At 60.7% G+C, this 19,978-nt stretch carries 21 protein-coding genes; 10 read left to right on the forward strand and 11 right to left on the reverse strand.

Going from position 1 to position 19,978, the window contains the following annotated elements:
* Window positions 1-157: 157 nt before the first annotated feature.
* Both NIBR502773_RS30885 and NIBR502773_RS07170 read right to left on the reverse strand, forming a co-directional pair.
* A complete protein-coding gene (locus NIBR502773_RS30885; RefSeq protein WP_003193089.1) occupies window positions 158-280 on the reverse strand; it encodes a PA1414 family protein in 123 nt (40 codons plus the stop codon).
* Window positions 281-423: 143 nt separating this feature from the next.
* Entirely contained in the window at window positions 424-1,317 is an 894-nt protein-coding gene (locus NIBR502773_RS07170; RefSeq protein WP_141155730.1) for a LysR family transcriptional regulator, read from the reverse strand.
* A 103-nt stretch (window positions 1,318-1,420) separates the two neighbouring features.
* Here NIBR502773_RS07170 and NIBR502773_RS07175 point away from each other — a divergent pair, with 103 nt between their 5' ends.
* Window positions 1,421-2,629, forward strand: coding sequence for an MFS transporter (locus NIBR502773_RS07175; RefSeq protein ID WP_141155731.1), 1,209 nt, complete (start codon window positions 1,421-1,423; stop codon window positions 2,627-2,629).
* Here the strand turns inward: NIBR502773_RS07175 and NIBR502773_RS07180 are convergent.
* From NIBR502773_RS07180 to NIBR502773_RS07190, 3 genes are all read right to left on the reverse strand, one after another.
* Window positions 2,541-3,983, reverse strand: a complete 1,443-nt coding sequence (locus NIBR502773_RS07180) for an NCS1 family nucleobase:cation symporter-1 (RefSeq protein ID WP_141155732.1) — start codon at window positions 3,981-3,983, stop codon at window positions 2,541-2,543. The genes NIBR502773_RS07175 and NIBR502773_RS07180 overlap by 89 nt on opposite strands.
* A gap of 197 nt (window positions 3,984-4,180) precedes the next feature.
* Window positions 4,181-4,579 (reverse strand): DUF2177 family protein, encoded by a 399-nt coding sequence (locus tag NIBR502773_RS07185; protein ID WP_141155733.1) that lies wholly within the window; start codon window positions 4,577-4,579, stop codon window positions 4,181-4,183.
* Window positions 4,580-4,692: 113 nt separating this feature from the next.
* Window positions 4,693-5,529 (reverse strand): S1 RNA-binding domain-containing protein, encoded by an 837-nt coding sequence (locus NIBR502773_RS07190; protein WP_027603778.1) that lies wholly within the window; start codon window positions 5,527-5,529, stop codon window positions 4,693-4,695.
* Between the two features lie 322 nt (window positions 5,530-5,851).
* Between NIBR502773_RS07190 and NIBR502773_RS07195 the strand changes: the two genes are divergently transcribed.
* From NIBR502773_RS07195 to NIBR502773_RS07205, 3 genes are all read left to right on the forward strand, one after another.
* Window positions 5,852-6,031 carry a hypothetical protein gene (locus NIBR502773_RS07195; protein ID WP_003193095.1) on the forward strand — a complete coding sequence of 60 codons (180 nt, stop codon included), beginning with the start codon at window positions 5,852-5,854 and terminating at the stop codon, window positions 6,029-6,031.
* 206 nt (window positions 6,032-6,237) lie between these two features.
* Entirely contained in the window at window positions 6,238-6,960 is a 723-nt protein-coding gene (locus NIBR502773_RS07200; RefSeq protein WP_027603777.1) for a TorF family putative porin, read from the forward strand.
* A gap of 66 nt (window positions 6,961-7,026) precedes the next feature.
* Window positions 7,027-7,893 carry a DUF6279 family lipoprotein gene (locus NIBR502773_RS07205; RefSeq protein ID WP_141155734.1) on the forward strand — a complete coding sequence of 289 codons (867 nt, stop codon included), beginning with the start codon at window positions 7,027-7,029 and terminating at the stop codon, window positions 7,891-7,893.
* Here NIBR502773_RS07205 and copD read toward each other — a convergent pair.
* The 5 genes from copD to NIBR502773_RS07230 all read right to left on the reverse strand — a co-directional run bounded on the left by copD (window position 7,890) and on the right by NIBR502773_RS07230 (window position 12,274).
* Window positions 7,890-8,771 (reverse strand): copper homeostasis membrane protein CopD, encoded by an 882-nt coding sequence (gene copD / locus NIBR502773_RS07210; RefSeq protein ID WP_141155735.1) that lies wholly within the window; start codon window positions 8,769-8,771, stop codon window positions 7,890-7,892. The genes NIBR502773_RS07205 and copD overlap by 4 nt on opposite strands.
* Entirely contained in the window at window positions 8,768-9,103 is a 336-nt protein-coding gene (gene copC, locus NIBR502773_RS07215; RefSeq protein WP_141155736.1) for a copper homeostasis periplasmic binding protein CopC, read from the reverse strand. Before copC ends, copD begins: the two co-directional genes overlap by 4 nt.
* Before the next feature lie 100 nt (window positions 9,104-9,203).
* Entirely contained in the window at window positions 9,204-10,028 is an 825-nt protein-coding gene (locus NIBR502773_RS07220; RefSeq protein WP_115486722.1) for a copper resistance protein B, read from the reverse strand.
* A gap of 10 nt (window positions 10,029-10,038) precedes the next feature.
* Entirely contained in the window at window positions 10,039-11,754 is a 1,716-nt protein-coding gene (locus NIBR502773_RS07225; RefSeq protein WP_115486721.1) for a copper resistance system multicopper oxidase, read from the reverse strand.
* 130 nt (window positions 11,755-11,884) lie between these two features.
* Window positions 11,885-12,274, reverse strand: a complete 390-nt coding sequence (locus tag NIBR502773_RS07230) for a hypothetical protein (protein WP_017134854.1) — start codon at window positions 12,272-12,274, stop codon at window positions 11,885-11,887.
* Window positions 12,275-12,428: 154 nt separating this feature from the next.
* Between NIBR502773_RS07230 and NIBR502773_RS07235 the strand changes: the two genes are divergently transcribed.
* The gene (locus NIBR502773_RS07235; RefSeq protein WP_065940618.1) at window positions 12,429-12,704 is read left to right on the forward strand and encodes a hypothetical protein; all 276 of its coding nucleotides are present in this window, start codon (window positions 12,429-12,431) and stop codon (window positions 12,702-12,704) included.
* Window positions 12,705-12,753: 49 nt separating this feature from the next.
* Here the strand turns inward: NIBR502773_RS07235 and NIBR502773_RS07240 are convergent, their stop codons facing one another.
* Entirely contained in the window at window positions 12,754-14,100 is a 1,347-nt protein-coding gene (locus tag NIBR502773_RS07240) for a DEAD/DEAH box helicase (RefSeq protein ID WP_027603770.1), read from the reverse strand.
* 193 nt (window positions 14,101-14,293) lie between these two features.
* Here NIBR502773_RS07240 and NIBR502773_RS07245 point away from each other — a divergent pair, with 193 nt between their 5' ends.
* The 5 genes from NIBR502773_RS07245 (at window position 14,294) to NIBR502773_RS07265 (ending at window position 19,976) form a co-directional block, all read left to right on the forward strand.
* Complete coding sequence (locus NIBR502773_RS07245) at window positions 14,294-15,580, forward strand: mechanosensitive ion channel family protein (protein WP_065940619.1); 1,287 nt, start codon at window positions 14,294-14,296, stop codon at window positions 15,578-15,580.
* Between the two features lie 269 nt (window positions 15,581-15,849).
* Window positions 15,850-17,229 carry an iron-containing redox enzyme family protein gene (locus NIBR502773_RS07250; protein ID WP_065940620.1) on the forward strand — a complete coding sequence of 460 codons (1,380 nt, stop codon included), beginning with the start codon at window positions 15,850-15,852 and terminating at the stop codon, window positions 17,227-17,229.
* A gap of 12 nt (window positions 17,230-17,241) precedes the next feature.
* Window positions 17,242-17,556: a Rieske 2Fe-2S domain-containing protein gene (locus NIBR502773_RS07255; protein ID WP_141155737.1), complete on the forward strand. Its 315-nt coding sequence runs from the start codon at window positions 17,242-17,244 to the stop codon at window positions 17,554-17,556.
* Window positions 17,557-17,564: 8 nt separating this feature from the next.
* Window positions 17,565-18,746 carry an MFS transporter gene (locus tag NIBR502773_RS07260; protein WP_141155738.1) on the forward strand — a complete coding sequence of 394 codons (1,182 nt, stop codon included), beginning with the start codon at window positions 17,565-17,567 and terminating at the stop codon, window positions 18,744-18,746.
* A 3-nt stretch (window positions 18,747-18,749) separates the two neighbouring features.
* Window positions 18,750-19,976: an ATP-grasp domain-containing protein gene (locus tag NIBR502773_RS07265; protein ID WP_257228208.1), complete on the forward strand. Its 1,227-nt coding sequence runs from the start codon at window positions 18,750-18,752 to the stop codon at window positions 19,974-19,976.
* Window positions 19,977-19,978: the final 2 nt, after the last annotated feature.

Genomic DNA, 19,978 nt, shown 5'->3' on the forward strand with positions numbered 1-19,978 from the left:
CAAGGGTGACTGGGACGGCGAGAGGTATGACTGGCGTTGGAAACGCTGTATGGACGCTGCGACGTGGGATGTCACGCCCGCTGGTTTTGCCTGGCGCAAAATAAACGGTGGGAGCGGGCTTACTCGCCCCCACCTTCAATCCTGCTTCAGCCAGAGATTATCTGCGGCGCGGACGACGCTGCTCGTCATCGGTACGAATCGGCACCGGTTGCAGGGGGGGCTCGATCAAGCCCAATGCAACGCCAAGGTCGTGGAGCCAGTTCTGGATTTTCTCTTTCATGGTTTGCCCCCTTTGAGGGAAATGCTGGTCGGCGCAAGTTCTGTCGCCTTTTCCTACATTGATAGTAGCCCTAAGTCCTACGTATTGCTTGAATGAAACCACAACGAACTGTTACTGAATTGATGCAAATCCTGACGGATCGCTCAAGCAATCGCACGTGCGTCTTGCAGGACCTCGGCCCTGCCCTCGTGCTGCAGGTCGATCCATGCGTTGAGGTTAGCGCCGAGCATACCCTTTCGCCACATCAGCCAGGTCGTCGCAGTGGCAAATTGCCCTGTCAGCGGATGAACGGACACGCTGTCCTTGCCCGGCAGGCTGTCGAGCATGGATTCGGACATCAGCGCCACCCCTGAACCGGCGATGACACAGGCGAGCATGCCTTGGTAAGACTCGATCTCAATCGCCCGCCCCATGGCGACGTGCTCGTGGGAAAACCAGGTTTCCAGGCGCGTGCGGTAGGCGCAACTGCGGCGAAAGGTGAACACCGAGCGGCCGGCAACATCCTGCGGCCCGCGCACCGGCGGGTGGTCGGCTTCGCATATCAGCACCAGGCGTTCTTCGCACAGGGCCACACCGTCCAGGGAGGCAATCGTGATGGGCCCGTCCACAAATGCGGCGTCCAGGCGACCGGTGATCAACCCTTCGAGCAGTTCACCGCTGGGCGCCGACAGCACCTGGAGGTTCACCATCGGATAGGCCTTGTGATAGCGCGCCAGCAGCTTCGGCAAATGCACTGCCGCCGTGCTGTACATGCTGCCCAGTACAAAATTGCCGGCCGGTTGCCCGCCTTGCACGGCGCCATGGGCTTCATCATGCAGCGCCAGCAGACGGGTGCTGTAGTCCAGCAACACCTTGCCCGCCGGAGAAAGCTGCAAGCGCTGGCGTTCGCGCACGAACAATTCCACGCCAAGCTGTTCTTCCATCTGCTTGAGCCGGGTCGACAAGTTCGACGGCACTCGATGCAGGCGCTCGGCAGCGCGGGTAATGGAGCCCTCTTCCGCCACCGCCTGGAAGATGCGCAATTGACTGAACTCCATGACTTTCTCCAAAACTGAACAAGTTACTCACTATTATTCATTTTTACAGAAAGTCAATCCGCTCTAGCCTGACGGTATTCGCTTACCCGCAGGACACCCGACCATGTCACCCCTCACCCGCTTACTCGCCAGCTTTATCGCCCTGATGATGGCCATGGGCATTGGCCGCTTCGCCCTTACCCCGCAAATGCCCCACTTGCTCAGTGAAGGCCAGATCGACCTGACCGGCGCCGGACTGATCGCAGCGGCCAATTACCTGGGCTACTTCGTGGGCGCGGTGGATTCGATTTTTGCGCGCAGCCATCACCATGTGCGGGGTCGCCTGTATGGCGGGCTCTGGTTGTGCGTGTTGCTGACCCTGGCGTCGTACTGGGCCCAGGGTTTCTGGCCACACATGCTGTTGCGCTTCGGTACCGGGGTTGCAAGTGCCTGGGCATTGGTGATGATCACCAGCCTGAGCCAGCCGCTGGCGATTGCCGCCGGGCGTGCACGCCTCGGCGCCCTGGTGTTCGCCGGGCCGGGGCTGGGGATTGTATTGACCGGGTTGCTGGCGCTGGGCTCCAACCTATTGGGCCAGAGCTCAGCAACGTTGTGGCTGATCTATGGCGTAGTGGCGCTGGTGATGCTGCTGGCAATCTTGCCCTTCCTGCCACAGCCGTCCGCCGTCACTGCGCCTGTTGCAAGCCGCGCCGACACGGCCAGCAACGGCAGCATTACTCACCTGTGCTGGATCTACGTGTTGTTCGGCCTGGGCTACATCATTCCGGCGACCTTCCTGTCACAGATGGCCAGCGCGCAATTCAACGGCGCCTGGCAGGCTGATCTGTTCTGGCCCTGCTTTGGTTTGGCCGCGGCGATTGGGGTAGTGGTCGCAAGCCTGCGTCCCAAGGACCCGGACACCACCCGCCGCTGGCTGATGACCACGTTGTGGCTGCAGGCGGCCGGGGTATTCGCCTGCCTGCTGGGTAACGGTTGGGGCCTGGCGCTGGGGGTGTTGCTGTGCGGCGGGCCGTTCCTGGCCTGCATGCAGTTGGTGATGGCGCGCCTGCGGGACGTTGCGCCCCACGGCTATCAGCGCAGCACCGGGCTGCTGACCGCCAGCTTTGCCATCGGCCAATTGAGTGGGCCGTTGCTGGCATCGGTGAGCAGCCACCTGAGCGGTGGCCTGCAACCGGCGTTGGTGATTGCCGGTGCAGGCCTGTCAGTGGCGGGAGGGGTGTTGGTCAGCCGGCGACCAACGGTGCCGGCGCACGAACCTGCTCACGCCGCGCCAACACCAGGAAAAACAGCCCACCCAGGAAGCAGCCGGTGAACCAGGCAAAGTTAGCCATGCCCTGCAACGCCGGCGTGAAGGTAATCGCAACACCCACCAGTGTCGCGGGCACCAGCGCCTTGACCGCCGTCCAGTTCACACCGCCGTCGAAGTAATAGCGCCCGCTCGGGCTGTCATCGAACAGCGCATCCACGTCGATCTTCTGCTTTTTGATCAGGTAGAAGTCCACCAGCAGAATCCCGAACAGCGGGCCGATAAAGGCCGCGAGGATATCCAGGGTGTAGTGGATCATCAGCGGGTTATTGAACAGGTTCCACGGGGTGATGAAGATCGACGCCACCGCGGCGATCATGCCGCCGGCGCGCCAGCTGATCTTGCTCGGCGCGACGTTGGCGAAGTCGAACGCCGGGGACACGAAGTTGGCGACGATGTTGATGCCGATGGTGGCAGTCACAAATGCAAAAGCGCCCAGCAGCACCGCCATGCTGTTATCAATGCGCGAGACGGTCGCGATCGGGTCATGGAGCATTTCGCCAAACACCGGCAAGGTGCCCGAGACGATCACTACGGTCACCAGGGAAAACGCCAGGAAGTTCACCGGCAGGCCCCAGAAATTGCCACGCCGCACGTCCTGCATGCTGCGGCAGTAACGGCTGAAATCACCGAAATTCAGGGTCGGCCCGGAAAAGTACGACACCACCAGCGCCGTCGCCACGATCACCTGGCCGAACGCCTGCCAGCCCGACAGGGATTTTTCCGCCAGGGTAAAACTGATATTCGCCCACCCTGCCTTCCAGACGATCCAGCCGGCCAGGGCAAACATCACCGCATAGACCACCGGCCCCGCCCAATCGATAAAGCGGCGGATGGACTCCATGCCGGCCCAGAACACGGCCGCCTGCAACACCCATAAACTGAGGAAACCAAACCAGCCCAGGTAAGACAGGCCGGCAAAATGCGGCTCTGCAAACACCGCCATCTGTGGGAAAAAGCGCAATACCACAATGATCAGGGCACTCGACGCCAGGTAGGTCTGAATCCCGTACCAGGCCACCGCAATCAAGCCGCGAATAACGGCGGGAATGTTCGCGCCGAACACGCCAAACGCCAGCCGGCAGATTACTGGATAGGGCACGGCGACCTGCTGGCTGGGCTTGGCCACCAGGTTGGCAATCAATTGCACAATGCAAATGCCTGCCAGCAAGGCAATCAACACCTGCCAACTGGCCAGCCCCAAGGCAAACAGACTGGCGGCGAACACATAGCCGCCCACGCTGTGCACGTCACTCATCCAGAAGGCAAAGATGTTGTACCAGGTCCACTTTTGCGGCAGCGGCCCCAGGTCCTGGTTGTACAGGCGGGGGCTGTAGCCTTTGGGCAATTGTTCGGTCATCGCGGGCTCCTCGTAATACCGGCCTGCGCTTCCGTCACGGGGTGCATACGGGAGGCGGCATGGTTTGTATACGAGATAGTCAGCAGAATGCGTGCCAATAGCACACAATCCCTCTGCAACGGTGTTCCAACGGGGTACATAGAGGTTTAGTAACGGGGACTGCGCTCAGCAACGGTGCAGATTAATCCTGTACACAATCACTGGTGCACTCGATGTGCACACAAGTACCCGACCGTGCAGCACGCCGCTGTGAGGAAGGTGCCCCAGGCCATGTCCATCACCGCTAACCCGCCGGACCAACCCTGCAGCGTGGCCCAGTTGCTCAGGTCATAGGTGCCGTAGGCCACCAGGCCCAGCAATGCACCCAGTCGCGCCGCGCGCTGCCAACTGGCACTGGGCAAGACCACGAACACCACGCAACCGAGGACATACAGGAGATAGAACAGCGCGGCGGGCAACAGGCGAGGCTGATCGAGCATCAGCGGACCCAGCAGGGATTTGTAGGTCGGGCCCATGAGGACGCCAAGCCAGAGGCCGTCGAGGATCAGGAAGGCAAGCAAGGTGCCGAGGTAGGCGAAGGCAGACTTCTTGGACATTGATGCAGCCTCTGTAGGAGCGAGTTTGCTCGCGAAAATATTCCAGGCGCATCACGGTGTCGGATGGACCTTTTTCGCGAGCACGCTCGCTCCTACAGAAGAGCAAACCGCACTCAGCTTAGTTCAATGCGATCCGCGTGAATCACGATCTGGCCCTGCTTGTAGAGTGCACCAATGGCTTTCTTGAAGTTGCCCTTGCTCACGCCAAACAAGTTGCTGATCACCGCAGGGTCGCTCTTGTCGCTGACCGGCAAACTGCCGTTGTTTTCACGCAACTTGGCGAGGATCTTCGAGTTGAGGCTGGACGCCGCTTCCTGGCCGACCGGTTGCAGGCTCAGGCTGATGTTGCCATCGGCGCGGATCTCTTTGATAAAGCCTTTCTCTTCCTTGCCCGGGCGCAGGAACTTGAACACTTCGTTCTTGTGGATCAGGCCCCAGTGCTTATTGTTGATGATCGCCTTGAAGCCCATGTCGGTGGCTTCGGCAACCAGCAGGTCGACTTCCTGGCCCACGACGTAGTTGGCCGGCGTCTTGTCCAGGTAGCGGTCGAGGCGCGCGGTCGCGGTAATACGCTTGGTGTGTTTGTCGAGGTAGACATGCACCACGCAGTATTCACCGGCGGTCAGCTGACGTTTCTCTTCCGAATACGGCAGCAACAGATCCTTTGGCAACCCCCAGTCGAGGAACACGCCAATACTGTTGACTTCCACGACTTTCAAACTGGCAAATTCGCCGACTTGAACTTTCGGTTTTTCGGTAGTGGCGATAAGTTTGTCATCGCTGTCCAGATAAATGAAAACGTTAAGCCAGTCTTCATCTTCACTGGGAATATCTTTGGGGATATACCGATTAGGCAAGAGGATTTCGCCATCTTGCGCACCATCGAGGTACAAACCAAAGTTAGTGTGTTTAACCACTTGCAAGCTGTTGTAGCGCCCGACTAAAGCCATTTCCAATACCCTCATTACGTGGGCGGCATTCTACCCGAGTTGCCCTCGCCGCGCGCGCGCGCCTGAAAAATCGCGGGTTTGCCTGGCGTTCCAGTGGCACCGCCCCGCTCGTCCGATCATTCGGCTGAATTTTGCCACGCCACCGGTGCCGGCTCAGCCCGTGGTTTCGAGTTAAAACAGTAAGTTAGGGGTTTATTTCAAAGATGAACTTTGGCTGTTTTCCGCCGCTGCGCTTATTCCCCGGGGATATTTACCAAGCAATTGTCAAGTATTTCCTGTACGATGCCTGGCCAAGTTAATTTTCTACAGGTTAGTGGCCGCCATGCGTGTAAAAGCATCCAACAGCAAAGCAAAGCCAGCTCCCGCCGTTGAAACCAGCGAATCGATCAACAGCCAGATTGCTGCTTTCCTCAAGTCCGGTGGCGAAATCCAGCAAATTGCCAAGGGCGTGAGCGGCCAGACTTTCGGCCCGTCCAAGCAGATCAGCCTGGGTAAAAAGTAATACCGCGCAGCACATCTGGTCCCTAAGCGTCTTGCCTTCAAGGCGCTAGGACTAGAGCCCGAAATACCCTCTCGCGTCATCTTCAGAACGTGCAAATCGACGAACGGGCCTCACCTTCTGGCATTCGCCGGTATGCTTGCACACGTCTAGCACGGGCATCTGCCCTATTTTTCCGTTACTGCTCCTCGCTTTTCATGGAGTGAAGCATGCTTAAACGCTGCATTTTCGTGGCCAGTATCCTGGCGGCCAGCCCTCTCGCCGAAGCGCAGATTTTCCAGCGTGAACTGGGTGACTTCGACCTGAAACTGGGCACCACCCCCAGCCGCAGCATGGCCCAGGGCCTGGTCAAGCCGACCTCGCCGGGCAGTGACTCGTTCCATGGCGGGCTGGACCTGAGCCATGACAGCGGCCTGTACTTCGGCCAGTTTTCGCCGAACATGGGCCTGTCCTCGGCCAGCACCCTCGAAGTCGACTCCTACATGGGGTTCAAGCACCCTTTCGACCAGACCCTGGGCTACGAAGTCGGCCTGATCCACTACAGCTACCCCAAGCTCAGCCCCCTCGACAGCCAGGAGTTCTACGGCGGTCTGAATCTACTCGGCAATCGTTTTGGCGCTTCCTTCAGCAACGACCCGGACCGCCAGGACAGCACGCTGTTCGCCGACCTCGGCGGTACCCAGCCCTTCGGCATCGGCGTCAGCATGAAGTACACCACCCATCAGCTGGGCACGCCGGCTTCGGTAGAGGGCGGCACCATCAGCAGCTTCAGCGACTGGTCGGTGCAGTTCTCCCGCGCCTGGAAAGGCATCGACCTGGACCTGATCTACAGCGACTCCAGCCTCAGCGGCGGCGATTGCTCGGCCTACTCCGGACACAATTCGCAATGCGATGGCCTGTTGACCCTGAAGGCGGTGCGGTCGTTTTATTGATGGGCTGAACTGTCGTGTGCGCCGCGGGTTCACATGCATTGACTCCCTCTGCGCAAGGACACGCCCATGTTGCATCGGCTCAAACTGCTGGTGGTATTTCTGACCCTGAGCCTGGTGCTCGCCGGCTGCAACCGCGTGGGCCTGGCCTACCGCAATCTGGACGTGATCATCCCCTGGACCCTCAACGACTACCTGGACATGAACGCCGGGCAGAAGAGCTGGTTCAACGACAAGCTCAAGGACCACCTGGCCTGGCACTGCAACACCCAATTGCCGGGTTACCTCGACTGGCTCGACCGCCTGCAAGCAATGGTCGAGAGCAACCAGGTCACCGATGCAGCGCTGCAAACCCGCACGGTTGAGGCCAAGCAGGCGATTGCCGAGGTGGCGCGGGAAATCACCCCGTCGGCGATTGAATTGTTACAAGGACTGGATGACCAGCAGGTCAACGACATGAACGATGCCCTGGCCAAGGACTTGCGCAAACGCCAGGACGAATACCTCAAGCCGCCGCTGGCCAAGCAGATCCAGGACCGAGCCGAGCGTATGAACAAGCGTCTGGATGCGTGGATGGGGCCACTGAGCGATAGCCAGAAGAACCGGGTCATGGCCTGGTCCATCAGCCTGGGCGAGCAGAACGAGCAGTGGATCGGCAACCGAGCCCACTGGCAGGCACAATTCATCGACGCCGTGCAGCAACGCCACAGCGCCGATTTCCCGCAGAAAATCCAGCAACTGCTGGTGGACCGCGAAAGCCTGTGGACACCGGAGTATCGCGCGGCGTATGCCCAGACCGAAGCCGCCGCGCGCAGCCTGATCATCGACATCATGGCCGACAGCAGCGTGCCGCAACGGCTGAAACTCACCCAGAAAGTCGACAAGGTCCGCAGTGACTTCCAGGCGCTCAAGTGCCTGAAAAGCGCGCAGTCCTAATTGGGCGCCAGGGTGCCCAACCAGGCCACCAGCGCGAGGATCAGCGCCCCGGCCCCCATCTCCAGCACCATGCTGCGCCGTAGCGCAGCCATGGCAGCGACATAATCACCGGCCGCCACGGAGCGTTGCAGAAGCGGCGTCAGGTGGAAACGATTGAGCGCCGCCAGCCCCAGCATCAGGCCAAACAGCCCCAGCTTCAGGCACAACAGGATCGCGTAGACACCGCCGGTAAGGCCGTCCAGATTCAGCCCGACCACCAACAGATAGTTGGCCACCCCGGTGCCGATCAGCACCGCGACAAATCCCGCTCCCACATGCTCGAACCCCTTCAGCGCCCTTGCCAGCACCCGAACGTGATAAGCGTCGTGCAAAGACGTGCGCCTCGACAACAACCCGAACGCCGCCAACGCCCCGACCCAGCCGCCCGCTGCCAACAGATGTGCGCCGTCGCTGAGGATGTGCCACACCCCCAGCGTGCCTTCATGCATCACGCCGTGCCCGGTCCACGCCAGCGTCACCAACGCGGCGGCGCCCGACAACGTGGCCAATGGCAGGCGGGGGCCAAGCGCAGCCACCACCAGCGCCCCCATCCGTAGCCACCACGTCACGCCCAGGTCGGTCTGCCAGAGCATCATGTGCAGATGCGGCCACAGCGTCTGCCAATCCGTCGCGCCACTCATGGCCTGGGTCAGCGTCAACAGCGACGCCATCGACAGCACTATCCCGAGGCCAGCCGTCAGCCGCAGCAGGCCCCTCAAATTCAGCAGCACGCGCTCCGGCGCCTTGAGCCCGTAAAGACCAAAGAGCCCCAGGCCAAACAACAGCATCAGGTCAAGATAGAGCGCAAAGCGCAGTGTGACTTGGGTCAGTTCGCTCATGGCTGGACGCTGAACACCACGTTACCGGTAATCGGGTGAGTGTCGGATGACACTGCGCGCCAATCGACCCGGTAGGTGCCAGTAGCCAGTGCAGAAGCCGGCTTGATCAGCATCACCCTGGGGTCGGTGCTCGCCGCGACACTGGCCTTAATGGGCATCGGCGAATTGGGCATGCCGGGCATATCGGTCATGGTCAGCCTGGCCCCGGAAAACTGCGTCAGCAGGTTCTCCGAAAAGCGCAGTTCAATGACGGCCGGCGCGGCACCTTGGGCCCCGGCTGGAGGGAGGGATGACAGCAGTTTCGGATGGGCCGAGGCCGGCAGGCTGATCATCAATCCGACCCACAGCGCCCCCCCGTTAACGCGGTTTTCAACATCGACATGCAAGGCTCCAGGCCGCTCAAGGCGGCGAGTTATAGGAATAAAAAACCGGTTAAAACCAAAGGCGCACACCGACCACCCAGCGCAGCTGGCTGATGTCTTCGTCTTCATCGCGAGCGTACTGCGCCGTCCGCCCATAGCTGCGGTTCCAACTCACCCCCACGTAAGGCGCCAACTCCCGGCGCACCTCGTAGCGCAAGCGCAGGCCCAGCTCGCTTTCCGACAGGCCTGCGCCCACCCGGCGTTGCGGATCGTTCTGCGCATAAAAATTGAGTTCGGCCGTCGGCTGAAGGATCAGGCGGTTGGTCAGCAGGATGTCGTAGTCACCTTCCAGGCGTGCCGCGGTGTGGCCCGACTCGCCCACAAACAGCGTCGCCTCGGCCTCGAAGTTGTAGAGCGCCATGCCCTGCAGGCCGAACGCGGCCCAGGTCTGGCTGTCCCCGGGCTTGAAGTCCTGGCGCAAGCCGCCAACCAGGTCCCACCAAGGGCTGATGGCGTGCCCCCACACCGCCTGGGCTTCGGCGCTGTCAGTGCGACCGGCGCTGCGCTCGCCTTCGCTGCGCAGCCACAGGCGGTCGATGTCACCACCGACCCAACCCTTGATGTCCCAGTTCAGCGCACCACCGCCACCACCGCCTTGCCATTCCAGCTGGTTGACCAGCAGCATTGAGTTGATGCCGCTGTCATGCACCACATGCCCGCCCGGCGCGTTGTACACGGCGGCGCGATCCGCGTCGGTGAGCAGCGGGATCGGCGTACGGCTTTCGGTCAGCGCCGGAACCGCCGGGCTCATGCCTTGAAACTCCTCGGCCTGCACCGGCGAGCCGAATGCCCACCCGGCCAGCGCGATACACACCGATAAAACTCGACGATTCATGCTCGCGTCCTCATTCATGCACGCGCACTTCACGGAACATGCCCATTTCCATGTGGTACAGCAGGTGGCAGTGATAGGCCCAACGGCCCAGGGCATCGGCGGTCACCCGGTAACTGCGGCGCGAGCCCGGCGGCATGTCGATGGTGTGCTTGCGGACCTGGAACTGGCCGCTTTCATCCTCCAGGTCGCTCCACAGGCCGTGCAGGTGAATCGGGTGGCTCATCATCGTGTCGTTGACCAGCACCAGCCGGACGCGCTCGCCATAAGTCAGCTGCAAGGGCTCGGCATCGGAGAACTTCACGCCATTGAATGACCAGGCGAACTTCTCCATATGCCCGGTGAGGTGCAATTCAAGGGTGCGCGCGGGGTCGCGGCCATCGGGGTCCTCAAAGGTGCTGTGCAGGTCGGCGTAAGTCAGCACTCGCCGACCGTTATTGCGCAGGCCGATACCGGGATCGTCGAGCTTGGGCACTGGGCTCATCGCCTGCATGTCCACCAAAGGGTTGTTCTGCTCGCTGGCCGGGTGGCTCTGCATCGACATCGCGCCCATCCCACTGTGATCCATGCCCGCCATATCCGGCATGTCCGCCATGGCGCCGTGATCCATCCCACCCATGCCCATGTCGTCCATGGTGAGCCAGGGGCGCGGCTCAAGGGCCGGTACGGGTGCCGTCGCCCCCGCCTGGCGGGCAAGCGTGCCACGGGCATAACCCGTGCGGTCCATGGACTGGGCAAACAGCGTGTAGGCCGCTGCCGTGGGCTCCACCAGCACATCGAAGGTTTCGGCAACCGCAATACGGAATTCATCGACGCTGACCGGCTTGACCGGCTGGCCATCGGCGGCGATGACGGTCATCTTCAGCCCCGGAATGCGCACATCGAAATAGGTCATCGCCGAACCGTTGATAAAGCGCAGGCGTATTTTCTCCCCGGCCTCAAATACCCCGGTCCAGTTGAGGCCGGGGGGTTGGCCGTTGAGCAGGTAGGTGTAGGTCTGGCCGCTGACGTCCGCGAGGTCGGTAGGGTTCATCTTCATCTGCGCCCACATCAGCCGGTCAGAGACGGTGGCCGACCAGCCCTGCTTGCCCACATCCCGTGCGAAATCGCCCACGGTGGGCTTATGCAGGTTGTAGTAATCGGACTGCTTCTTGAGGGTCTTCATCAAGGCGACGGGGTCTTCGTCGGTCCAGTCCGAGAGCATCACCACGTAGTCGCGCTGGCAGGTGAAGGGCTCAGGCTCCAACGGCTCGATGACCAGCGGGCCGTACACCCCCTGCTGCTCCTGGAACCCGGAATGGCTGTGGTACCAGTAAGTGCCATGCTGTCTGACCTTGAACTGGTAGACAAACACGCCACCCGGCTCGATGCCCTTGAAACTCAGGCCGGGCACGCCGTCCATGGTCGACGGCAACAAGATGCCGTGCCAGTGGATCGACGTCGGCTCGCTGAGGCGGTTGTGCACGCGCAGGGTCACGGTGTCGCCCTCACGCCAGCGCAGCAACGGGCCGGGCAGGCTGCCATTGATGGTCAACGCGGTGCGCTGTTGACCCGTGAGATTGACCGGCGTCTGCTCGATAAACAGAGCGAATTCGCTGCCCGCCAGCACCGTGGGCTCGCCCGCACTTGTCAGCGCCCATACCGGCGTGCGCCATAGCCCGAGCCCGCCGAGCAGGCCGCCGGCGGCCAGGCCTTTGACGAAGGTTCGTCTGGAGGTAGTAGAGTGCATGCCGATTCAAGTCCGTCAGTTGAATGGCAGCAGATTAGGGGTCGCCGGCTGTCAGCAACCTTAGCGGCAGATTACCGATCCGACAGTTTCGGCGTGCCCGGCACCGCCTGGGTGCCGGGGCATGGAGGGGTCAGGCGATCTGCGCCTTGGACGCCACCTCAGCGAAGGTCGCCGGATCCAACGCATCGGCCTGCTCATCCAGCACCTGACGCGGATGATCATTGCCCGGGATGGAGCTGTCGATCAGCGCCAACAGCTGCGCGCCCAGGGCGGTCAGAATGAAATTCTCTCCGTTACCGCCTTCTTCCTCAGGCCGCGACTCGATAAACCCACGCTTGAACAACAGCGCTTCATAGTCCGCGGCCGTCTTTTTCAGCGCATCCAGGTTACCGGTGGACTCGCCCGCCGTGGCCTTCTCGGCCGCTTCCTGCTCGGCGTATTTGCGCGGGGCAAAGCTGCCCTCGCCGTTCTGCACTTCATGCAGCAGACGTTCGATCAGATCCCAGTTGTAAGTCGTCATCCTGATTCCTCCTGCAGGCCTAAGGAAAGTAGCCCGTCTGTAGGAGTGACCCTGTGGGTCTGTGGCCGTTCAGACCAACCGACGGGCGTCATTTCTCTGAACTTTCCAGACGTTCGCCCCCTCAACTGAGCATCACCGCCAAGGAGGTCCGACCATGAAAACCCTGATGAACCTGGCCATCGCCGCCACGTTGCTCACCGCCCTGCCCGCCTGGGCCTGCACCCCGGAAGAGGCCACGGCCAAGCGCGAGCAACTGGCCCAGGAAGTGGCCAAACTCACCGAGCAGAACCCGACCAAGGCCAAGGAGATGAACGACGAGCTGCAGAAGATGGACCTGGATACTGAAAGCGCGGAGTTTCCCGACAAGTGCCAGTTGATCGACGCCCGCCTCAAGGAATTGAAAGAAGCGGCGGCCAAAGCGAAAAACTGAGGCCATAAAAAAACCGGACAACGTCCGGTTTTTTCACATCCCTTACGCCTTACTCGGCAGCGGGTGCTTCTGGCTTGCGACGCTTGAGCGGCGCCATGCCATCCTTGCTGACCAGCGACAGGTTGTCGGTCTTCGGCCGGTTGGCGATCTTGCGCTTGGTCGGCGACTTGGCACCGGCCTTTTTCTTCTCGCCCTTGGCGTCGGTTTTTTTCTTCTTCACGCCAACGGCCTTGCCCGACGCCTTGACCTTCTTCGGCCCGGTGTAGGTGCCTTTGACTTCCTTGATGGTGCGGCGCTCGAACGACTGCTTGAGGTAGCGCTCGATGCTCGACATCAGGTTCCAGTCGCCGTGGCAGATCAGCGAGATCGCCAGGCCATCGTTGCCCGCACGCCCGGTACGGCCGATACGGTGCACGTATTCGTCGCCGCTGCGGGGCATGTCGAAGTTGATGACCATGTCCAGGCCGTCCACGTCCAGGCCGCGCGCGGCGACGTCGGTGGCAACCAGGATCTTCACGCCGCCGGCCTTGAGGCGGTCGATCGCCAGTTTGCGGTCCTTCTGGTCTTTCTCGCCGTGCAGCACGAACGCCTTGTAGTCCTGGGCCACCAGTCGGCCGTAGATGCGGTCGGCGGCAGCGCGGGTGTTGGTAAAGACGATGGCCTTCTGATAGGTCTCGTTGGCCAGCAACCAGTTGAGGATCTGTTCCTTGTGCACGTTGTGGTCAGCGGTGACGATCTGCTGGCGCGTGGTGGCGTTCAGGTCGCTGACGTTGTTGACCTGCAGGTGCTCAGGGTTGTTCAGGACCTTGGCGACCATCTCGCGCAGGGTCGAACCACCGGTGGTGGCGGAGAACAGCATGGTCTGCTGGCGGTTCACGCATTCAGCCACCAGGCGCTGCACGTCGTCGGCAAAGCCCATGTCGAGCATGCGGTCCGCTTCGTCGAGCACCAGCACCTCGACTTCCTTGAGGTCAAGGTTGCCCGCATTGAGTTGCTCGATCATGCGGCCCGGCGTGCCGATCAGAATGTCCGGCACCTTGCGCAGCATGGCGGCCTGGACCTTGAAGTCTTCGCCACCGGTGATCAGGCCGGACTTGATGAAGGTGAACTGCGAGAAGCGCTCCACCTCCTTCAAGGTCTGCTGGGCCAGTTCGCGGGTCGGCAGCAGGATCAGGGTCTTGATGCTGACGCGGACCTTGGCCGGGCCGATCAGGCGGTTAAGAATCGGCAGCACGAAAGCGGCGGTCTTGCCACTCCCGGTTTGAGCCGTCACCCGCAGGTCACGCCCTTCGAGCGCGAGCGGGATGGCCGCTGCCTGCACAGGCGTAGGCTCGACAAATTTAAGCTCGGCCACGGCTTTGAGCAGGCGTTCGTGCAGGGCGAATTGGGAAAACACGGGTGCTACCTCGAAGAAATACAAAAAATCAGCTGCATAGGGTACCGGTTTCGGGCGTCCAAACCGAGTGTCTTTACGCGAACGGCGCTAATCAGTTGCTTTTTTGTCAGAGCATTTGTCCGCGGCATCAACTTTGTTGCACTTAAATGCTCTAATCGCGCCGTCTTGTCTTACAGAAGAATCGGTTTCATCCATGGATATCAAACAGCTCTGGCTCAACGTCCAAGACCTCTGGGGCACCCTCGACGAACACCCGCTGCTGCATGCCAGCCTCGGTTTCCTGGTGTTGCTGGTGGTGGCCCTGCTGCTCGGACGGGTGGCGCGTTACCTCATCCTCCACGCCGTCAAATTGCTCGGCCGACAACCGGCGCTGCACTGGCTCAACGACCTGCGGCACAACAAAGTCTTCCACCGCCTGGCGCAGATGACGCCGTCGCTGGTGATCCAGTTCGGCCTGTACCTGGTGCCGGACCTGAGCAAGACCGCCATCCTGTTTATCGGCAATGTGGCGCTGGCCCTGACCATCCTGTTCCTGATGCTGGCCATGAGCGCCCTGCTCAACGCCCTGCTGGACATCTATGCGCGCACCGAACACGCGCGTACCCGCTCGATCAAGGGCTACGTGCAGTTGGCGAAGATGGTGCTGTACGTGTTTGGCGCGATCATCATCGTCGCGACCCTGATTGACCGTTCGCCACTCTTGCTGCTGTCAGGCCTGGGTGCGATGTCGGCGGTGATCCTGCTGGTCTACAAGGACACGCTGTTGTCGTTCGTCGCCAGCGTGCAATTGACCAGCAACGACATGCTGCGCGTCGGCGACTGGATCGAAATGCCCCAGGTCGGCGCCGACGGCGATGTGGTGGACATCACCCTGCACACGGTCAAGGTGCAGAACTTCGACAAGACCATCGTCTCCATCCCGACCTGGCGCCTGATGTCCGAATCGTTCAAGAACTGGCGCGGCATGCAGGCCTCGGGTGGGCGACGCATCAAGCGCAGCCTGTTTATCGATGCCAGCGGCGTGCGTTTTTTGCGCGACGATGAAGAAGTGCGCATGACCCAGGTGCACCTGCTCACCGACTACATCGGGCGCAAGCAGGCCGAACTCAAGGCCTGGAACGAAGCCCAGGGCCACAGCGCGCAACTGTCGGCGAACCGCCGGCGCATGACCAACCTCGGCACCTTCCGCGCGTATGCCCTGGCCTACCTCAAAAGCCATCCGGACATCCAGCCGAACATGACCTGCATGGTGCGCCAGATGCAAACCACCGCCGAGGGCGTGCCGCTGGAGATCTACTGCTTCACCCGCACCACCGCGTGGGCCGATTACGAGCGGATCCAGGGGGATATTTTCGACTACCTGCTGGCCGTGTTGCCGGAGTTCGGATTGAATCTTTACCAGCAACCCAGCGGCACCGACTTGCGCACCGGGATACTGGCCCTGGCAGGCACTGCCCGAACCTTGGAAACCCCGGCGTAGTGACAACGATAGCGACGAGGGGCTGGCAAGCGCCTCGTCGCTATATAGGACGATGGGTGCAAGCGTATTCATCTAAACGCGACCGATAAAAGCCGGCATCTATGTATAGCCGCTGCTGCCGTTTATTCAACGGGCCCACCCCATAAAGAAAATTTCTCCTACGCCTTTAGTGAATTTCACTACTTGCGCGCACTATTTCTAATCTGTTTTTAAAAAAACCAACGCCTTAGCATCTGGTAATCAAACAACGCCAGCAAAAGGCCACCCTCATGTTATGGACAACTCAGCTTTCCGATAATGCAGCAGACTTTGTATTAAGTTCGAATGCCGAAGCATTGACCCACTATTGTGGCGCTGGCGCCTTTGCTCAACCCCACGACTTTTATACCCAAAACCCCTACCAGCGCCCTTCGCGGCCGCAGGACGTCACCGATTCAATCATTACCACCTGCCTGACCAGCGACCAGCTTTCAAACAGCCAGCATCTATTGGCACAGCGGTTGTTATTGAATATCTACGAACAAGACTTGGTCTTCTTGCCCAAGCCGCCATTGGAACTCGACTTCAAGGCGTTCAAGCGTTTCTATGATCCGCAGCACGCAGCCAGTGGCAAAAAGATCCGCCCGTTGCTGGAACACTACTTGTACAACTGGCTCAAGGAAGAAGTGCATATCAACGGCCCTTGGTGCCTGGACTCTTTTATCGCCCACACTGATAAAGTCTTGGATGACGTCGCCCAGTCCGAGTCCAAACTCCATGAAGTGCTGACCACCAGCCGCCACCCCGAGCGAGCCGCCAGGTTTTTCATGACGCAATGTGCGGGAGACTTCCTCAGTGAAGCATCGGCCATGGCCCGCAACGTACTGGGTAACAGCGGCGTGTACACCAGCGAATTGTTCAAGATCCTGATCGACGAGTATGGCTACGGCGTAGACAAAAAGAAGCACAGCACCATTTTTGAAGACATGCTCCAGGACATGGGCATGTCCCATCACGTGCACCACTACTGGCAGTTCTATACGCCGGCGTCGCTGTCGCTCACCAACTACTTCCACTATGTATCGGCCAACCATGGCGAGCTGTTCCGCTATATCGGCGCCATGTACTACACCGAAGCCACGTTGGCGCTGACCACCAAGCACCAGTCACGCGCGATCAAGACCATCTTCAACGGCAGCGTCTCCACGGACTATTTCGATGAGCATGCCCACATCGATGTGCACCACGGAAGAATGGCCCTCCAGCGCCTGATCATTCCCATGATCAAGCAGTTCGGCACCAAGATCATCCCCGACCTTATTCGCGGCTTTGAAGAGTTCAGGCTGCTTCAGGACATCGCCGACGAAGAGTTGTATGCCCATATCAACTGGCATGACGCGTTCGAAGAGCATCGCGCGCAGGCAGCGGCGCTCCAGGGCCAAAAACCCGTGGACCTGAGGATTACCGAGACCGAACACGAGCTGTCGGTGCTGCATACCCACCCGAATGACGAACTGTTCTGGGTCGAATCAGGCGAGCTGGAGTTCGTCGCCAGCCCCGAACTGACGGTGCACCTCAAGGCCGGCGAAGGCGTGGTGATTCCCAAGGGAATGCTGCACGGCACCCGCATCACCAGCCCGTCCTGCACGTACACCGTCACCGCCATCTGAGTGGGCAACCCAATGAAAGCCATCAGCCTGAATATCACCCACGCCAACTATGTGGCCGTGGAGGAAAGAACCTATTTTCTCAAGCGTCACGCCTATTCGACGCAATTGCTGCCCACCTCGTGCCCCCATCGCGGCGGCCCGCTGCACATGGGCGAAGTGACAGGTGACGGCCAAAGCGTGATCTGCCCCTGGCACGACAACGCCTACAAGGTCTGCAACCTGGAAAAGAAAGCACTGCCCACGGTGCGCGTAAGGAACCAGATCACCACCGTCGTCGGCGACACCGAGCGCTGTGTGCCGCTGCTTAAAATCTCCCGTTACGACTGATGAAGCCCATGAATACTAAATCGACATTGACCGCGTTCTATTCAATCGTGACCCTGTTCACCGGCCTCGACATGGCGATTGTCATCGCGATGGTCTGGTTCGGCCTGGAGACCACCGGTTCGACATTCCTGGTCGGCGCCACCTTGTGCGTGGCCACCGTGGTGCCCTATTTGTGCGAACAGTACATCGGCAAGTTCTTTACCATTGAACTCAGCCTGAAACGCCTGCTGTACATTCGCCTGGCGGCCTTCGCCGCAGTACTGGGGCTGTCGTTTACCCAGGCCGCCTTGCTGCCGATCGGCTTCCTGGCCATCGCGTTCGTGGTGGGCGTCACCGACTACTTCACCATCAGCACCCTGGAATCGAAAAATACCAAGCTGGTGCTGGCCGGCCTCACCGACAGCGATACCTGCGCGCGGTTGATGCAAACCTCCATCCAAATCGGTGCCTTCGGCGGTGCGCTGCTGGGCGGATTGATCGTGGATGTGTTCTCGGTCAACCAGACGCTGCAGATCATCAGCCTGGCGGCGATCCTCTCGCTCGCGGCGATCCTCCTGGTGGCCGACACCCCCAACGAACACACCGGCGAACAGGCCACAGGGCCCTCCACTGCGCGGCCGCTGGACCTGCCGCGCAACCTCTACATCCTGATCATCGTGTTGAGCATGATCGGTTTCCATATCGGCGCGTTCAACAGCCTGGTGCCCATCGTTTTTCAAAAGCTCAATGAATGGAATGCCACCCTGTTCGGCGTCGCCAGTGGCCTGGCCGGCCTGGGCGCCTTCAGCGCCGCGGTGTTGCCGCGCATCAAGCTCAACAGCTACGGGGCCATCTCGCTGGTGATACTGGCGGACGTGGCAATCGTCTACTTCCAGAACCTCTACGTGATGATGGCTGCAGCCTTCCTGCTGGGTTTTTGCATCAACAGCCTGCGGATCCAGTTGCGTAAAACCCTGATCGAGTCGGCGCCCAACGCCCGGGTAGCCGATGTGATCGCGGCCAAGAGCTCACTCTACTACCTGCTGGTCAGTGGCTCGGCACCGATGATCCTGACGTTCTTCACCACCTCGGGATTTCTCGGACTCGAAGGCGCCCGCCTGTTGATGATCGTCTCCGCCGGCCTGTTGGCCACCGCCGTACTGGCGTGGAACCTGACCCCGGCCGCCGCGCCCACCGCCACCACGGAATAAGGAATGCACGACGTGAAAACCGTACTCATCGTTGACCCGTTCTCCACGGGCAAACTCTACGCGCCCTTGCTCAACGCACAGGGCATACGGTGCATCGCCGTGATCTCCACGCGCGCCTTGCCTGAACACTTCACCAACGACCTGATCACCGAGAACTTCCATGAGGTGTATGCCTGGGAAGAGAGCCTGTTGATCACCTTGGAAGCCTTGTCACCGAGCGCCGTGATCGCCGGTTGCGAGACCGCGATCTACCTCACGGATTACCTGACGGAGCTGCTCGACATCCCGGGCAACAGCCGTATCACCAGCGACCTGCGACGTAACAAGTTCTCCATGCAGCAGGCGCTGAAAAAATACCAGTTGGCCCACATCGATTCGCACCTGCTGAGCTCACCGAGGCGCATCGGCGAAGTGCTGGCCAAACTCGACGACTCCGCCACCTATGTGGTCAAGCCGCTGAACTCGGCCGCCACCGAAGGCGTGGTGTTTGCCCAAGGCAAGGGCGAAGTGGAGACCGCCTTGCAAAACGCGGCCTGGCAGCAGAAAAACGACCTGGGCGAAGTCAACCTCGGTTTTATCGTGCAGTCGTTCATAGCGGGACCGGAGTACGTGGTGGATATGGTCGCCTTTGACGGCACCTACATCGTTGCCAGCGTCTGCAAGTACACCAAGATCCAGAAGAACGGCAGCATGTTTGTCTACGAAAGCCTCGACACCCTCGACCCGCAGGCGGCAGAACTGCAACCGCTGACCGACTACGCGCGCCAGGCGGCAGCGGCCCTGGGCGTGCGGGTCGGGCCGATTCACATGGAAATCATCTGGTCTGAGGACGGGCCGGTGATGATCGAGGCCGGCGGTCGCTTGCACGGCGGCATCGCGCCCCTGCTGTTCCAGCAGGTGTATCACCCCGACTTGCTGTCACTGTCGATCGACAGCTACCTCGGCCACCCACGCCCCCAGGCCGATGCGGTCAGCCAGATCAGCCATGGCCGGATCGGTTTCTTCTGCTCCGATGAACGCCATGCCTTCGCTCCGCCCTCCCCCCAGGCCATACAAAGCGCCCAGGCGGACGAGGCCTATTGCGGGCACCGTTATTTCATCGGCGCCGGCGATACCACGCCGGTCACGATCGACTTCGCCACCTGTCCGGGGCTGTTCTGGCTGCAAAGTCCTTCGGCGCAGCAACTGGACGCCAGTACCGCCAACCTGCGAAAAAAACTGTGGGGCTAAGG

The sequence above is a fragment of the Pseudomonas sp. NIBRBAC000502773 genome, from assembly GCF_006517195.1.
In the GTDB taxonomy this organism is placed as follows: domain Bacteria; phylum Pseudomonadota; class Gammaproteobacteria; order Pseudomonadales; family Pseudomonadaceae; genus Aquipseudomonas; species Aquipseudomonas marginalis.

Bases quoted from the DNA above. Each gene is read 5' to 3' on its own strand.
- NIBR502773_RS07180 (WP_141155732.1), bottom strand. From the start codon at position 3,983: ATGACCGAACAATTGCCCAAAGGCTACAGCCCCCGCCTGTACAACCAG.
- NIBR502773_RS07185 (WP_141155733.1), bottom strand. From the start codon at position 4,579: ATGTCCAAGAAGTCTGCCTTCGCCTACCTCGGCACCTTGCTTGCCTTC.
- NIBR502773_RS07245 (WP_065940619.1), top strand. From the start codon at position 14,294: ATGGATATCAAACAGCTCTGGCTCAACGTCCAAGACCTCTGGGGCACC.
- NIBR502773_RS07195 (WP_003193095.1), top strand. From the start codon at position 5,852: ATGCGTGTAAAAGCATCCAACAGCAAAGCAAAGCCAGCTCCCGCCGTT.
- NIBR502773_RS07170 (WP_141155730.1), bottom strand. From the start codon at position 1,317: ATGGAGTTCAGTCAATTGCGCATCTTCCAGGCGGTGGCGGAAGAGGGC.
- NIBR502773_RS07175 (WP_141155731.1), top strand. From the start codon at position 1,421: ATGTCACCCCTCACCCGCTTACTCGCCAGCTTTATCGCCCTGATGATG.
- NIBR502773_RS07225 (WP_115486721.1), bottom strand. From the start codon at position 11,754: ATGCACTCTACTACCTCCAGACGAACCTTCGTCAAAGGCCTGGCCGCC.
- NIBR502773_RS07200 (WP_027603777.1), top strand. From the start codon at position 6,238: ATGCTTAAACGCTGCATTTTCGTGGCCAGTATCCTGGCGGCCAGCCCT.
- NIBR502773_RS07260 (WP_141155738.1), top strand. From the start codon at position 17,565: ATGAATACTAAATCGACATTGACCGCGTTCTATTCAATCGTGACCCTG.
- NIBR502773_RS07205 (WP_141155734.1), top strand. From the start codon at position 7,027: ATGTTGCATCGGCTCAAACTGCTGGTGGTATTTCTGACCCTGAGCCTG.
- NIBR502773_RS07255 (WP_141155737.1), top strand. From the start codon at position 17,242: ATGAAAGCCATCAGCCTGAATATCACCCACGCCAACTATGTGGCCGTG.
- NIBR502773_RS07220 (WP_115486722.1), bottom strand. From the start codon at position 10,028: ATGAATCGTCGAGTTTTATCGGTGTGTATCGCGCTGGCCGGGTGGGCA.
- NIBR502773_RS07190 (WP_027603778.1), bottom strand. From the start codon at position 5,529: ATGGCTTTAGTCGGGCGCTACAACAGCTTGCAAGTGGTTAAACACACT.
- copD (WP_141155735.1), bottom strand. From the start codon at position 8,771: ATGAGCGAACTGACCCAAGTCACACTGCGCTTTGCGCTCTATCTTGAC.
- NIBR502773_RS07265 (WP_257228208.1), top strand. From the start codon at position 18,750: ATGCACGACGTGAAAACCGTACTCATCGTTGACCCGTTCTCCACGGGC.
- NIBR502773_RS30885 (WP_003193089.1), bottom strand. From the start codon at position 280: ATGAAAGAGAAAATCCAGAACTGGCTCCACGACCTTGGCGTTGCATTG.
- NIBR502773_RS07235 (WP_065940618.1), top strand. From the start codon at position 12,429: ATGAAAACCCTGATGAACCTGGCCATCGCCGCCACGTTGCTCACCGCC.
- copC (WP_141155736.1), bottom strand. From the start codon at position 9,103: ATGATCAGCCTGCCGGCCTCGGCCCATCCGAAACTGCTGTCATCCCTC.
- NIBR502773_RS07230 (WP_017134854.1), bottom strand. From the start codon at position 12,274: ATGACGACTTACAACTGGGATCTGATCGAACGTCTGCTGCATGAAGTG.
- NIBR502773_RS07250 (WP_065940620.1), top strand. From the start codon at position 15,850: ATGTTATGGACAACTCAGCTTTCCGATAATGCAGCAGACTTTGTATTA.